The following is a 14,441-nucleotide window of genomic DNA, read 5'->3' as shown; positions in this document are numbered from 1 at the left end:
CACGCGGGGTACTGAATGGCTGGATCCACAAATCCATCGTTCATCATTCATCGTGCCGCGTTTCCTCTGTAACACGCCACCCCTCACCCCTTACGCTTCACGAGCTACACCCCTGTTCGTCCCAACCACGGCGCTGCCCGGTCGTACCGCATGACCGGACCATCCTTGCACAGAAAGTAGGGCCCCAACTGACAATGGCCGCACAAACCGATACCGCACTCCATATGCCGTTCGAGCGACACGTAGAGCGCGGTCGCCGGAATCCCGCGCCGCATCAAGATCGGCGCGCCCAAACGCATCATGATCTCCGGCCCGCACATCAGGACCATGCTCTTGGCCGGATCAAGCGACACCTGCTCAAACAGGTCCGTCACCACGCCGACGTGGTAAGCCCAGGTCTTATCCGGCTGGTCGCTCGTCAGCAACACCTCGGTATTGGGATGCCGTCGCCAGGCGTCGAACCGAGCGCGATAGAGCAGATCGTGGGGGGTCTTCACCCCGTGCAAAATCTTGACGGCACCATACTGATCGCGCCTCCGGAAGATGTATTCAATGGCGCCGACTACCGGTGCGCAACCCAACCCACCGGTCACGATGATGACATCCTTGTCGCGGGCTTCATCCAGCGGCCACCCCACCCCATACGGCCCGCGGAGGCCCAAGACATCACCCGGCTTCAGGCGCCCGATCGCCTTCGTGACCCGCCCAATCACCCGGATCGTGTGATCCAGCAGTCCAGGCTGGCCGGGATCGGAGACAATCGAAATCGCCACTTCACCCACGCCGAAGGCATAGACCATGTTGAATTGTCCCGGCGCAAACCGGAACCCGCGCCGCGTCGCCTGATTGATGAAGCGCAAACGGAATGTCTCGATGTCCTCCGCCTCCGAGATCTTCTCGACGATCGTCGCCGGCTGGATCTCGTAAGGGTTCTGGGACTGCCGATTTGCGACGCCGTTCATAGTCGAGCCAGGGTTAGAAGCGCCGGCAACTCTTCGGTCAGGTCGATCCCGACCGGACACCAGGTGATACAGCGCCCGCAGCCTACGCAGCCGGACGTTCCAAACTGGTCGATCCAGGAGGCCAACTTATGCGTGAGCCACATGCGGTACCGGTCCTTGGTCGTCGGGCGAATGTTCTTGCCATGAATATACCCATGCTCCTGGGTGAAACAGGAATCCCATAATCTGAGGTGCTCACTATACTGCTGCGTGAGGTCCGCCGGCTCCTCCGCCTGGTGGCAGAAGCAAGTCGGGCAGACCATCGTACAGTTCCCGCAGGCAAGACAACGCGCCGCCACATCATCCCACCGTGGATGTTCATGCGCATCATAGAGCGCCTGCGGCAGGCGCGACCGATCTAAGCGTCTGACTTGGCTTTGGGCGCAGACATCGATGCGACGTGCGGCGTCTGTGCCCAGCTCCTGCGACGCAGCGGGCAACGACAACTCCGCGAGAACTCCACGGCCGGCCCCGCTGCCCGCTTCGATCAGGAACACGTCATCCAATTCCGTCAACACAAGATCGAACCGGCTGGTTGCTCGCGGTCCGGTCTCCATCGAGGCGCAGAAACACGTGGCTAGCGCGCGAGTGCAGTTCACCGCGATGACAAGGAGCCCCTTGCGGCGGGCTTCATAGTATGGATCCGCATAGCGGTCTTTCAGGAAAATATGATCCTGGATGGCCAGTCCGGCGAGATCGCAGGCGCGAGCCCCCAACACAGCGATCTTCTCCTCCCGGGGGAGCGTCGGCCGTACAGTGAATCCGTCCTTCGTTCGTTCAATCTGGAGCAGCGGCTCGCGGGGCGTGAAGGTCAAGGGCTTGAGCGATTGCGGCCCATGCACGACACCGAAGATCTGGGCTGAGCCGGTATCCTCTAACCGATAGCGACCCGGTTCCTGCACATCGCGCCAGCCGACCGGCAGATCCGAGATCTGACGGATCGTGTCCCACACCACTGCGCCGTCGCGCAAGGTGGGACCCAGAACTCGATAGCCCTGTTTGTGCAACAGATCGATGAGCCGTTGGAAAGAGGGCTTCGCTAAGAGGGCGGGACCTGGCTCGTTGATCGGCTTGTTCTTCATCCTGTTCCTTTCTGCAACGCCGAGCGGCTGTTGCGACTCTCTTGAACAGACTTGCACGTTCATGGTCTCCGCAGCAACTTGATTCCCTCCATGATTACGAACGGCAGCAGACCCATCGCTCCCATCAGCGCCCAGTCTTCAATCGGGAGCGGGACAACCTTGAAGATCGTCGAGACCGCTGGGACGGTGAGCACGACAACCTGAGTCCCAAGAGAGAGCGTAAAGGCCAAGAGGAGTGGACGATTGGTCCACAGACCAACTTGGAACAGAGACCATCGTTCACTTCGGCAGTTGAACGCATGTACCAATTGCGCGACGACCATCACGGTAAATGCAACGGCCCTCGCCTGCTCGACTTCTTGATGGAGACCATAGAGGCTATAGGCGAATGCCCCCAACGCGATCGCGCTCAACATAACCCCTTGCGCCCCGATAGCCAGGAGTGTGCCGCCGTCCAACAACCGAGCCTCCGGTCGGCGGGGCGGCTGCTTCATCAGATCGGGCGACTTGGGATCCACCGCCAGAGCCAGGGCAGGAAATCCGTCCGTCACGAGATTCATCCACAGAATTTGGATCGGCAACAGGGGCAACGGAAGCCCGATCAATGTCGCAAATAACATGACCAGCACCTCGCTGACATTGCACGACAAGAGAAAATAGATGGTCTTGCGGATATTGTCGAAGATGCCGCGACCTTCTTCCACGGCCGCGGCGATCGAGGCAAAATTATCGTCCGTCACCACCATGTCGGCGGCCTCTTTCGTGACATCGGTTCCGGTTATCCCCATCGCGACGCCGATATCCGCGGCTTTGACTGCCGGTGCATCGTTCACCCCGTCCCCCGTCATGGCCACGATGGCGCCCTGCGCCTTCCAGGCTTTGACGATACGCAGCTTATGCTCCGCCGAAACCCTCGCGTAGACCGCCACCTGGTCCACGGTCTTGACCAGTTCTTCATCGGACAAGCGATCGAGTTCCATGCCGGACAGCGACCGTATCGATTCCTTCACCCCCCTGAGTTCTTCTGCAATCGCCACCGCCGTATCCTGATGATCTCCCGTAATCATCACGGTCCTGATACCGGCATCGTGGCAGGCCTGGACGGCGGCTTTCGCCTCCGGCCGCAGCGGGTCTTTCATGGCCGCAAGCCCAAGAAACACCAGCCGGTCCTCCAGGTCTTGCGCCCGATAGACCTTGGGTTCCCCATCCAATCGCCGATGGGCCATTGCCAGCACACGCAACGCCTGATGCGCGAACGATGCATTCGCATCGAGGATGGCGGTACGAATCGATTCTGTGATCGGTTCGGTCGTGCCGTCCATGGCCAGCCGATGCGTACAGTGCCGCAACAACACATCCGGCGCGCCTTTGACATAGGCGACCGAACCGTCTGGTGTCTGCCGCACGATCGTCATCATCTTGCGCTCAGGATCAAACGGCACCTCTCCAAGAAAGCAATAGGTCGAAGCGAATCTGTCGATCGTCAGCGCTGCTTTCGCCGCCGCAACCAGCAAGGCCCCTTCCGTCGGATCGCCCAACATTTTCCACGTTCCCTCCTCCTGCCGCAGCGTCGCACCATTGCAAAGGACTGCCGCCGTCAGCAGCTCACGCAAGCCTGATGGCAGACGTGAGGCGTGAGGCGTGAGGCGTAAGGGGTCGCCAGAGGTGAGGCGTGAGGCGTAAGGGGTAAGGCGTGAAGGATGCTCAGAAGTGTGGTCCAATTGATCAGTGACCGATGACAATTGACCATCGCCGCCTTCCCAAGTCCCTTCACGCCTGACGCCTAACGCCTCACGGATTTCGCCGATCGGCTCATACCCTTCGCCCGTCACCTCGAACACCCGGTCTCCAGCAAACAACCTCGTCACCGTCATTTCGTTCTTGGTGAGCGTGCCGGTCTTGTCGGAACAGATGACCGTGGCGGATCCGAGTGTTTCGACCGCAGGCAGCTTGCGGATCAGAGCATGGCGTTTCACCATGCGGGTGACGCCCAGGGCCAGCGTGATCGTCACGACGGCGGGGAGCCCTTCCGGAACAGCGGCCACCGCCAGACTCACCGCCGTCAACAGCATCAGGACAGCCGGCTCGCCCCGCAGATAGCCCAACGCAAACACGACGGTCACAACCGCCAGAGCCAGCCACAGCAGCGTATAGCCGAATTGTTCAAGCCGGCGCTGCAAGGGAGTTTCCGCCCGCTCAGCTTCCGTGGCTTTCTGGATCATCGCGGCGACCCGCCCCAACTCGGTGTGCACAGCAGTCGCGACGACAAGAGCCCTGGCTTTCCCGGACACCGCAATAGTCCCCATAAAGGCCATGTTCGTCCGCTCGGCGAGCGGGACGTCGGTTCCGGCCATGACGCCCGCATGCTTCTGAACCGGCGTCGATTCGCCGGTCAGCGAGGCCTCCTGCGTCTGGAAATTCGTCGTGTAGATCAGCCGGGCATCGGCAGGGATACGGTCGCCTGCTTCGAGGAGGATCAAATCCCCTCGCGCTAATTCCCGTGCGGGAATCGACAGCACAATCCCGTCGCGAACGACCCGGGCCGTCGCCACGGACATTTTTCGCAGCGCCGCCAACGATCGCTCAGCCCGAAACTCCTGGACAAATCCAAGAATTCCGTTGAGCAGCACGATGGCCAGGATGGCCGCCGCATCGAGCCAGTCTTCCAGGAGACCGGAGATGACCGCCGCCCCGATCAACACCCAGACAATGACGCTCGTGAACTGAGAAAGAAACAGCTTCACCAGTGACGGTGGGGGAGCTTCGGGCAGTTCGTTGAACCCCTCACTCTGTTGTCGACGGCCGGCTTCGTCCGCACCAAGCCCGGCTTCGGGATGTGTGCGCAGGTCCAGCGCCAGCGCGTCGGCCGATATTGCGTGCCAGGGCCTCACGGCAACCGCATCATTTCGTGGTTCCATTTCCCCTCAATCCTTCATCGAAACAACAGCCACAAACCCAACACATAGCTGACGACCATCAGCAGTCCATCCGGCTCCATCAACATAAACCGTTTCTCGGCTCGATAGATAATCCCCATCAGGCCGATGTTCATCATCAGGATGGACCAGAGCGCAGTGAAGGCGTGGGCGGAACTCACGCTGTCCAGCAAGCCGCCGTCGCGATAGGCCAGATCGGCGAACAAGAACGCCGCCATGTTGAAGGCATTGCTTCCGAAGAGATTTCCCACGGCAAGATCGAACGCACCCAATCGCACCGCGGCGATCGCCACCACCAGTTCCGGCAAGGAAGTCGTGATGGCGACTAGCGACGTGCCGATAAACGTGGCGCTGGTGCCGGTCTCTTCGGCAATCCGTTCAGCGGACCAGGCCAAAAGTGGGGCGGCCACGAGCAAGGCAAGCGCGCTGAGCGAGAAGCCGATGACGGCGCGACGCAACTCAACCCGTCGGCTGACGGCATCCTGTGTGACGAGAGTTTGTGCAACCACCACGTCCTGTTCCCGCTGGCGACGCTCCATATCCTCTTGCCGAAAGACGAGTCTCATCCCCAACACATATAAGAGAAAGAGCGTGAGACTCCCGAGCCCCACGCCGACATGGGTCACATTGACGTTCAGCAGCACGAAGAACGCACCAAGACCCGTCAACGCCATCGCCAGCGCGGCGGTGAGCGTGTGTCCCAGCGCAGCCTGTTGCCAGATTCGCTTCTGCCGATGAAGGAGATCGATCAGGCCGAGTGTCAGCATGTTGCTCATGCCGGCGCCGAACAGATTGCCGGCCGCAAGATCCGGCGTATTCAGCCACCCGGCGCTGACGGTCGTGAAGATTTCCGGAAGCGAGGTCGCACCCGCCATCACAACGACGCCGATCCACAACCCACCCAAACCGGTGAGTTTCGCAATCTCGTCGCCATAACGGGATAGTTTTGTCCCGGCATAGACGATCACTGCTGCGCTTAGCAGAAAGATCGCCCAGGGCACGAGCCCTTCACCCCAAACCATCGGCCCTCTCCTTTTTCGCGACGCGTCATCCTCACGACCAACACCGAACAGAGGGCCCGCCGTGCCACCTTTGGCGACACCTACCACGAGTCGCAACTTGATCGAAGCGACGCCGGAATCCGCGATAGCATGGATGCAGCGATTCTGCGAATTGGCCGGGGATGAAGGAGCGGGCGCCTTCACATCTTCTTTTCAGAAGAATTCAGGAGTTATCGACGCGTGTAGGCGCGGAATGCGGGAGAATCGAGCAACCAGCAGCCGAGCCCATGGCTACCCCAGGGGCAGACCCCGACGCGCGAAAACGTTTTCTAGTAGTTCTGTCGACCGCTCTGTTCGCCCAGGGCTTGTGTTCCTATTTGTGTTCCTGCTTTCGCTCACGCTTCATGTCTTTTTCCGGTTTCTCTTCCTCCACATCGATTACGGCTCCGGACTCCGCATCGATGTGCACCTCCATCACCTTGTTCTCGGCCGTGACGACTTCGACTTCCCACACAAGCATACCGTGTTTCTTCTCCAGTTCGGCCTCGACGACCTTGCCCGGTATTTTTTCTGTCGCCGTCTTGATCGCCTGATCGATCGTCACCTTGGCCGCCGCGGCCATTTCAACCGTCTCTTTCGATTCATCTTTCTTTCCCTTGCCTTTCTGATCGCTCCAGGCAGGACCGTTCAGCACCAACATGGCGCCGAGCGCCAGGACCATCATTCCGAATAACTGTTTCATACGAACCTCCTTGTTTGTAGAGTGTGATTGTGTGCACCGCTCGCTCGTGATGACCACCGGCTCGCAGCGTCACATGCTTCAATTCTGCAAGACATAGACCCCCCTACTCTCCCTATAAGCCACAGCCAAGGACCATTTTGACCCGTTGTGCAACAGAACGGGTAACTTCTGTGGGGAGTTTTGCGCCAAATGACGGCATGCTTTTCACAGCGGTTTGGGCAGCTCAACTCCCATAAAATCTTTGTCACAGCGAACAGGGATTCTCCCTGCGTCATTGTGGTTCTACCCTGCATAATGCCTACTTGATCAATCGGAATCTTATGGTACGGCGGGATTGCGCAGGCTCACTCACAGTACCCCTCACGTCGATCCCTGTCTTTGCGGCATGTGTGCCTCCCCCAATCGATAGGCATTGTGGAGATACTGGGTGACCATGCGCTGCGTATTGAAAAACGCTCCGTTCAATGCAATCGCGTGCCGCATGATCTCGGTAAATCGTTCACGCTCCTTATAAAAACAGGGCAAGACCTTCTCTTCCAGTTTTCTGTAGAGTTCCGCTGCATGACAGGCATCCATCCCGGGCTGAGGCTCCAGACAGGCCTCCACCCGATCGCCGATCGACCAGCCGGTCACACCTTCGATGTGGCCTTCGATCCACCAGCCGTCGAGCACACTGAGGCTGGGAACCCCGTTCATCGCCGCTTTCATTCCGCTCGTTCCTGAGGCCTCCATCGGCGGCAGCGGCGTATTGAGCCACACATCGACACCGCCACAGAGCATCTTGGCCACCTCCATGTCGTAATTATTCAAGTACGACACCGGGATTACACCCTGCAGCGCATCACGCATCTCATGGATGTGCACGATCAGATCCTTGCCATCACGGTCGCACGGATGCGCCTTGCCGGCAAAGACGATCTGGATCGGCCCGGCCGCTCGGACGATCTCCTTGAGCCGGTCGAGATCCTGAAAGATCAAACCGGCACGTTTGTAGGCCGCAAACCGACGGGCGAACCCAATCGTCAGCACGTCGCGATCGAATCCCGTGTTCGTTTCCCGGTTCACATGGTCAACTAACGTGCGCTTGGCTTCCACATGAGCCGCCGAGATATCCGATGTGGGAATGCTCACGGCATAGCGCAGCGAGAGTTGATCGCGCCGCCAGTCCGGCAGATGGGTATCGAAGAGTTTCTGGAACGACGGAGCGGTCCACGTTACCGCGTGAACGCCGTTGGTAATGGAATGGATCGGGTAGCCGGGAAACATGCTGTGCGAAACCTCACCATGCTTCATCGCAACCCCATTGATATACCGAGAGCCATGCAGCGCCAGTTGCGTCAGATTCAATGTCTGCCCATTATTGCAGGCCTTCAGCAGTCTGCACCGGCGTTCTCCCAGCAGGCGTCGAGGGAGTTCCTCGGGAAATTGATCGTGACCGGCCGGCACTGGCGTATGGGTCGTAAAGACACATTGTTCACGAACGTGTTCGATAAGATCGGCCGAAAAGGACTCTGCCTCGCCCTGCGAGGCCAGTTTCTCTTCCAGCAGCGCGAGGACGAGCAAGGCGGAATGCCCCTCATTCATATGGAACCGGAGAAGGTCCTGGTACCCAAGCGCCCGCAAGAGGCGGAGTCCCCCGATTCCCAGCACCAACTCCTGACACAATCGATAATAATCGTCACCCCCGTAGAGCACATCGGTAAGGGTCCGGTCTGAGGGCTGGTTCTCGTTCACATCTGTATCGAGCAGATACACAGGAATGACATGTCCGGACTCACCCGTCACGCGGTACCTCCAGGCCCTGACATGGACCGTCCGACCTTCGATGTCGACCGTGGCCCGTTCGTCGATCAGTTCAACGAAATCATTGACCGGCCAGGCAACAGGCTCCTCGCTTTGCCGACCCTGCGCATCCACACGCTGGAAAAAGTATCCCCGCCGGTGCAGCAGGGATACAGCCACCATCGGCACGTCGAGGTCAGCGGCAGAGCGAATCGTGTCGCCGGCGAGCACACCAAGCCCTCCCGCATAGGTCGGGATTCCGGACTCAAGGCCGATCTCCATGGAAAAATATGCGACGCGCGGCGGTGGCACCATAACTAACTCAACGTTGACTGAATCCAGTCACCCACATAATGCGTGATCGCGATCACGCTGATACCAATGATTAAATGCTCCGAGATGACTTTCCAGGCCGAGATCTGCTGGGCCCGCGCCAGGAAGTAGCTCAGCACGGCGAGCCGCATGAGACCCCATCCCACGCTTACCATCATGGCCTGCTCCAGCGGCAACAGCAACACAGGCGCCACAAAAGTCATCGCTATCAAGAACTTCGCCGCAAAAGTCGCAATGGTCGATTCCCAGATTTCCGACAGGACTCCGTGATTCTTGGACTCCTCGGCAATGTGCATGCCTAAAGCATCCGACATGGCATCAGCGATCGCAATCGTGAGAATGCCGCCGATCACGACGGTTCGTGAATGGGTGCCCGAATGGAGTCCTACCATCAACCCCAATGTCGTAATCACGCCGGACGTGAGACCGAAACTCAAACCGGTCATGAACGATGTCTTCATCTGCCTTCATTGCCAATGCCTGACACAAGCGAGACGGGCGAGACCGGCGGGAAAAGCGCGACGCGAAGTCCGAAGGTCTAGATTCGAGATTCCGAACACTTCAGCCTTCAGTCTGCCTGGCCTGTGCCGCTATTCTCGCAAATCCCGCGAGTCTCCCCTCTTTCGCAGGATGCTCAAAAAGGCCAGACTTCTCACCCGCCCAACCCCGGCTAATATTTCACCCTCTCGCCCTGAGTCTGCCAAGACAGACTCCTTGCCCTGGGACGCGCCGTTCCGCGGGCAAGGCCTCAGCGAGTTATCACTTTATTGAAGGGGTGGGTGGGATGATCCCAACTGCGCGCGTCGAACGAGCACATTCCGATCGTGCGCGTTCCGCGAGCAAGGGATCGTCCCAGCTACCCCATCCCCTCTTCTTTTTCAGCATCCTGTCAGTACTTGTCCATGATGGCTTTAAGATCCGCCCCACTGATCACCTCTCGATCGAGGAGGACCCTTGCTCCTTCAATGAGTGCGGGCTTCCTTTCAGCCAGGAGCCGTTTCACACGCTCATACTGTTCATCGATAATCCGACGCACTTCGCAGTCGATCTCGCGGGCGGTCTCCTCTGAGTAGTCGCCTTTCTCCTGAGGCGCCTGGATTTGCATCACGAGGGGCTGGCGTTCGCGATCGAGCGTGACTGTCCCCAACTTTTCGCTCATTCCGTAGGATTTGACCATACTCTTGGCAATGTCCGTGGCCTTCACCATGTCGTTCTGCGCTCCTGTAGAGGCCTCGCCGAAAATCAATTCCTCTGCAACCCTCCCTCCGAATAGGACGGCAATCTTGTTCTCCAGCTCCGTTTTCGCCATCAAGAAACGATCCTCGGTCGGAAGCTGAAGGGTATAGCCCAGTGCCGCGATTCCACGGGGAATGATCGAGATCTTTTGAATCGGGTCGGTTCCAGGCAGTGACAGAGCCACCAATGCGTGGCCCACTTCATGGTGAGCGACTCGCTCTTTCTCCATCTTATTGAGCACCCGGTTCTTCTTTTCCAATCCGGCGACGACCCGCTCCACTGCTTCCTGCAATTCCGGGAGGCCCACCCGCTCTTTATTTCGACGCACGGACAAGAGCGTTGCTTCATTGATGATATTGGCGAGATCGGCGCCGGAGAAGCCGGGAGTCATCCCGGCAATGATCTCGAGATCCGCATCGGAACCCAAGGCCACCTTCTTCGCATGGACGCGCAGGATGGCCAGACGGCCGAGCTTATCCGGCCGGTCGACCAAGACTTGCCTGTCGAACCGGCCGGCCCGCAAGAGTGCCGGATCCAGGATTTCAGGCCGATTAGTCGCCGCCATCAGAATAACGCCGATGCGGGGATCGAAGCCGTCCATCTCCACGAGCAACTGATTCAAGGTCTGTTCTCGTTCTTCATGCGCCATGGGCCCCATCCCGCGGGCTTTCCCGAGCGCATCCAGCTCGTCGATAAAGATAATACAAGGGGCTTTAACCTTGGCCTGATCGAACAGGTCCCGCACGCGTGCTGCCCCGACCCCTACAAACATTTCCACGAACTCGGACCCGCTGATGCTGAAAAATGTCACCCCTGCCTCTCCGGCCACGGCGCGGGCGAGAAGGGTCTTACCCGTTCCAGGCGGTCCGACGAGTAAGATGCCTTTCGGAATCTTTCCTCCGAGACGCGTGAACTTTTCCGGGGTCTTCAGAAACTCGACCACCTCCAGCAACTCTTCCTTCGCCTCGTCCACCCCTGCCACATCCGCGAACGTCACCTTGATATCCTGCTCCACGTAGATCTTGGCCTTCGACTTCCCCACCGTCATGAATCCCCCTTGTTGGCCCTGACCGAAACGTCGCATGGCAAAGAGCCAAATGCCGACAAAGACCAAGGCAGGAATAACCCAGGAAATGAGGTCGCGCAAGAAGGTACTTTCAATCACGCCGGTAACCGTCACGTTGCGCGCGCTGAGGTCCTTGATAAGATCGGGGTCTTCAACCCGAACAGTCGTAAATATCCTCTGCTCTTTGGCTCCCTCTTCCAACTTGAGCTTCCCGACCAATCTCTGATGAGTCACCGCGACTTCCGCCACTTTGTCGGCCGCCACGAGTGTCTTGAATTCGCTGTAGGGAAGCTCTTCCGGCTTCTGCGTCGCCACGATGAAATCGTGCATGAGCACGACCAAAAAAATCGCGAGAAAAACATAGAGGATCGAAAAGGACATTTTCTTATTCACCGGCATCGCCATGCCCTCCTCTAGAAGTCACGAACCCAGCAGGGGATGAAAGGATCTTGCGTATAGCTTGTTCCAAAGAACCTCGACAATTCAAGTAATCAGAAAAAGCAGATTGACAAGACAGCCCATCTCTCCGACGACGCCCGTACGCTGCGATTGCAAATGAGAGACCCTGACATGGGGCCCTTAGACAGGAATTTTTCCAATAGATATTGGGGGGTTCGAGAAAAATTTGAGGGATGAAAATCGGATTCGGGGAGTCCTGCTACAGTGACCCTAGTTGCCACTGTAGCGTAAAGCAACAGGTCGTGCAGGTAGCAGCAAGAGCCCGATTACATTCACGCCGGATGGTAGCTTCGGACAGGGACCTATACAGGAAATTCACGACTCAGGATTTCCCGCTCGGCATCCACCCAATCCTCCAACGCACAACCAGTCCGGTAGCCCCGCTCGGCGTACAATTCATAGGCCCGTACCGTGATGCGCGCTTGTAGATCATCGAATGAGGGTTGCCCCTGACGCTTGGGCTTGGCGGGTGCTGTTGCTTCTGCGCCCTGCTTTGCCGGCGGGCGGTGCAGCTTCTTCTCAGCCGTCTGTTTTGAGGTCTGTGCTTTCATGATGCTCCTTTCAGATGATTCAGGCGACGATTTGGTGCTGCGCTGCTTGCAATGCATCGTTCGAGAGGTGAACCGTATACAGCCCGCGTCCTTTAGGCGTCAGCTTGAGCGCCCCTTCTCGACTGAGCCGATCGATCGCGATAAAGACCTGGTTCCAGGTGAGATCCGGACACTCGAGCACGATGTCATCGAGGGCAGTTCCCGGTGATCGAACGATCACTTCCAACACCCGGAGGTCAGTACTCTGTTGAGCCTGCATGTTTCTCCCCCTTTCTGATGAAATGTGGTGCATGGTCCAATCACCTTGCAGCTTCGGTGCCAAGTGCGCCTCAGGAAAATACGTAGACTAAACAACAAGGCAACAGGCGGTCACTCACGGATGGCTGACGTATATTGCCGCAGCAATGTATGTCTTCGCAGACATGTCACAATCTGCGCACTGGTTACACATCAACCAGATGATTTTTCATCTGCGGAGTTCTCCGAACAGTCCTCTAATCCGTGGGCAACCCCACATATGGGAGGACATTTGAATCCCACCACTCGATCATGGGGTGCCAGAGCTTAGCGGGACCGTCCCCCCAGGGCATCGAGACCAGACACACGCGGCTTGATGTCAGACCCATGATCGAGGGCGCACAGTTGCTGTCTCAGCGGAATCAGTTGCTCAACCTGCCTGATGATGCTCCGGAGAGCAGCTTGTGTTGTCTCCTCATCGGTTCGCTCCAGGAGGGACTCAGCACGGCAGAGGATCACATTGAGCGGGGTCCCCATCTCTTGGGCCAATTCTGATGTCTTCGTGAGCCATGCCGTAAGAAGATTCACGACCGTCCGATGCTCGGCCTGGCGCTGCTTCTCTTCAGTCGCTTGCCTGCTCAGCGCATAGTCCAGAGTCCTCCTCGCCTCGCTTGCATCCTGCTTGGTTGCTTCTATCAGATCATCGCGCTGCTTGAGGGAAGCATTGAGCGCCAGCTCAAGGTCACTAAACATGACTTTGAGCAGGGCATTCCAGATCTTCTGGTACAAGTGAGGAGTCATACCAAAGGCTTCGAACACCACCGGCTGCATCGAGGTCAGAAAATGGACAAAGCTCCGCAGGTGCCATTCGCTGCCAAGACCAAATGGATCACGATACTCTGCTACCGGCACTCCGTCTCTGTCGACAGACCCATCGCTCGCTCCGCTCAGCATGGAGAGAAGATATTCCCGTTGCGACCGTTTCAATCGGGCCACTGCGAGTTCGTCCGACAGTAACGAGGCCCCCTCAGGACCACTCCCGAGGTGAAGGGTCAAGGCCTCGAGTATGGGGGCGAGATGGCGGTCGAGGAGCGGTTCCAGCAGAGATAGCGAGGAGGCCTCTTCCCGCGTGAGCAACGTCCTGTCCCATTCTTGGCCATCTGGTTTTTCCATCACAGCCTCCTTCTTGCCATCGCTCAACGCATCAACAAGTCGTTCAGCCCATCCGTCGCTCTTCCACAATCGTGAAACGCGTCGCTTCGGCCCCTACGTCCTCGATAGCTGTATCGGAACCCTGCCTCCATCAACTGGCATCCACTCCCCCTTCACCCCTAGCCCGATATAGCGATCGCCGGCGAGCACGTGCAAAAGGGCTTGAGGCAATTCTGTAAGGAGGGCAGTGTTCTTGAGGATAAAGCCGCGAGCCCCCGCGTCGAATGCCAAGGTCAGGTATGCCGGTTCCTGATAGGTCGTCAAAATGATCACTTTGCTCTGTGGTGCACAGTTTTGCAGGGCACGAACGGCGTCGAGGCCATTCAGCTTTGGCATCGAAATATCCGAAATAATAATGTCCGGATTCAGCCATTGTGCCGCTTCTACGAGCGCATGCCCGTCTCTCACCGCCCCCACGACTTTACCCAGCTCGCCCAGGAGGCCCAACAAGGCATCCCTTACCAAAGGATGATCCTCGGCAAGTAAGATACGTGGCTTTATCATCTCATTGTCTCTCCTCTCTATCAGGCCACGAGAAACTATCCTGGCCAGCCAAGCGTTCGATGGATCAGAGGAGACCACAGAGGAAAAATGGCAGCGAGGGAATCGTAGGCTTCCAGGAGAGAGCGTGGAACTAGGAAGAACCCTGGCATTGAGGGGCAATGTTACTAGAGGTCACTCGGTACGAAACCGCCCGCCTGGGCGTGAAGCGTCGTCCGTGAAGCGTATTTCGTTTCCGGATTCGGATGCTTCACGCTTCACGAACAACAAATAAGTTCGCAGCAGCGTGTAGACAATTGCGA

12 protein-coding genes are annotated in these 14,441 nt (G+C 58.1%); all 12 read right to left on the bottom strand.

The window, feature by feature from the left end; translation table 11 throughout:
- Positions 1–104: 104 nt before the first annotated feature.
- Complete coding sequence (locus HZB34_04095) at positions 105–962, bottom strand: FAD/NAD(P)-binding protein (GenBank protein MBI5315130.1); 858 nt, start codon at positions 960–962, stop codon at positions 105–107.
- Positions 959–2,083, bottom strand: coding sequence for a 4Fe-4S dicluster domain-containing protein (locus HZB34_04090; GenBank protein MBI5315129.1), 1,125 nt, complete (start codon positions 2,081–2,083; stop codon positions 959–961). Before HZB34_04090 ends, HZB34_04095 begins: the two co-directional genes overlap by 4 nt.
- Before the next feature lie 59 nt (positions 2,084–2,142).
- Positions 2,143–3,957, bottom strand: coding sequence for a cation-transporting P-type ATPase (locus HZB34_04085; protein ID MBI5315128.1), 1,815 nt, complete (start codon positions 3,955–3,957; stop codon positions 2,143–2,145).
- A gap of 1,058 nt (positions 3,958–5,015) precedes the next feature.
- Positions 5,016–6,041 carry a sodium:calcium antiporter gene (locus tag HZB34_04080; protein MBI5315127.1) on the bottom strand — a complete coding sequence of 342 codons (1,026 nt, stop codon included), beginning with the start codon at positions 6,039–6,041 and terminating at the stop codon, positions 5,016–5,018.
- Positions 6,042–6,393: 352 nt separating this feature from the next.
- Positions 6,394–6,762, bottom strand: coding sequence for a PepSY domain-containing protein (locus HZB34_04075; protein MBI5315126.1), 369 nt, complete (start codon positions 6,760–6,762; stop codon positions 6,394–6,396).
- Between the two features lie 360 nt (positions 6,763–7,122).
- Positions 7,123–8,859, bottom strand: coding sequence for an alpha-glucan family phosphorylase (gene glgP, locus HZB34_04070; GenBank protein ID MBI5315125.1), 1,737 nt, complete (start codon positions 8,857–8,859; stop codon positions 7,123–7,125).
- A gap of 2 nt (positions 8,860–8,861) precedes the next feature.
- Complete coding sequence (locus tag HZB34_04065) at positions 8,862–9,338, bottom strand: hypothetical protein (GenBank protein MBI5315124.1); 477 nt, start codon at positions 9,336–9,338, stop codon at positions 8,862–8,864.
- A gap of 428 nt (positions 9,339–9,766) precedes the next feature.
- Positions 9,767–11,578, bottom strand: a complete 1,812-nt coding sequence (locus HZB34_04060) for an ATP-dependent metallopeptidase FtsH/Yme1/Tma family protein (protein ID MBI5315123.1) — start codon at positions 11,576–11,578, stop codon at positions 9,767–9,769.
- Between the two features lie 362 nt (positions 11,579–11,940).
- Positions 11,941–12,189: a DUF2934 domain-containing protein gene (locus HZB34_04055; GenBank protein ID MBI5315122.1), complete on the bottom strand. Its 249-nt coding sequence runs from the start codon at positions 12,187–12,189 to the stop codon at positions 11,941–11,943.
- Positions 12,190–12,208: 19 nt separating this feature from the next.
- A complete protein-coding gene (locus HZB34_04050) occupies positions 12,209–12,448 on the bottom strand; it encodes a hypothetical protein (GenBank protein ID MBI5315121.1) in 240 nt (79 codons plus the stop codon).
- A 305-nt stretch (positions 12,449–12,753) separates the two neighbouring features.
- On the bottom strand, positions 12,754–13,599 hold the full coding sequence (locus HZB34_04045; GenBank protein ID MBI5315120.1) for a hypothetical protein: 846 nt from the start codon (positions 13,597–13,599) through the stop codon (positions 12,754–12,756).
- 93 nt (positions 13,600–13,692) lie between these two features.
- Positions 13,693–14,142 (bottom strand): response regulator transcription factor, encoded by a 450-nt coding sequence (locus HZB34_04040; GenBank protein MBI5315119.1) that lies wholly within the window; start codon positions 14,140–14,142, stop codon positions 13,693–13,695.
- Between the last annotated feature and the right edge of the window lie 299 nt (positions 14,143–14,441).

This window comes from Nitrospirota bacterium (genome assembly GCA_016219645.1).
Lineage (GTDB): Bacteria > Nitrospirota > Nitrospiria > Nitrospirales > Nitrospiraceae > Palsa-1315.
This window is presented reverse-complemented; position numbering and strand designations above follow the sequence as displayed.

Excerpts from the sequence above, each read along its gene's own strand:
- HZB34_04090 (MBI5315129.1), bottom strand. The coding sequence starts at position 2,083 with ATGAAGAACAAGCCGATCAACGAGCCAGGTCCCGCCCTCTTAGCGAAG.
- HZB34_04075 (MBI5315126.1), bottom strand. The coding sequence starts at position 6,762 with ATGAAACAGTTATTCGGAATGATGGTCCTGGCGCTCGGCGCCATGTTG.
- HZB34_04065 (MBI5315124.1), bottom strand. The coding sequence starts at position 9,338 with ATGAAGACATCGTTCATGACCGGTTTGAGTTTCGGTCTCACGTCCGGC.
- HZB34_04095 (MBI5315130.1), bottom strand. The coding sequence starts at position 962 with ATGAACGGCGTCGCAAATCGGCAGTCCCAGAACCCTTACGAGATCCAG.
- HZB34_04080 (MBI5315127.1), bottom strand. The coding sequence starts at position 6,041 with ATGGTTTGGGGTGAAGGGCTCGTGCCCTGGGCGATCTTTCTGCTAAGC.
- HZB34_04045 (MBI5315120.1), bottom strand. The coding sequence starts at position 13,599 with ATGGAAAAACCAGATGGCCAAGAATGGGACAGGACGTTGCTCACGCGG.
- HZB34_04050 (MBI5315121.1), bottom strand. The coding sequence starts at position 12,448 with ATGCAGGCTCAACAGAGTACTGACCTCCGGGTGTTGGAAGTGATCGTT.
- HZB34_04060 (MBI5315123.1), bottom strand. The coding sequence starts at position 11,578 with ATGCCGGTGAATAAGAAAATGTCCTTTTCGATCCTCTATGTTTTTCTC.
- glgP (MBI5315125.1), bottom strand. The coding sequence starts at position 8,859 with ATGGTGCCACCGCCGCGCGTCGCATATTTTTCCATGGAGATCGGCCTT.
- HZB34_04055 (MBI5315122.1), bottom strand. The coding sequence starts at position 12,189 with ATGAAAGCACAGACCTCAAAACAGACGGCTGAGAAGAAGCTGCACCGC.
- HZB34_04085 (MBI5315128.1), bottom strand. The coding sequence starts at position 3,957 with ATGACGGTGACGAGGTTGTTTGCTGGAGACCGGGTGTTCGAGGTGACG.
- HZB34_04040 (MBI5315119.1), bottom strand. The coding sequence starts at position 14,142 with ATGATAAAGCCACGTATCTTACTTGCCGAGGATCATCCTTTGGTAAGG.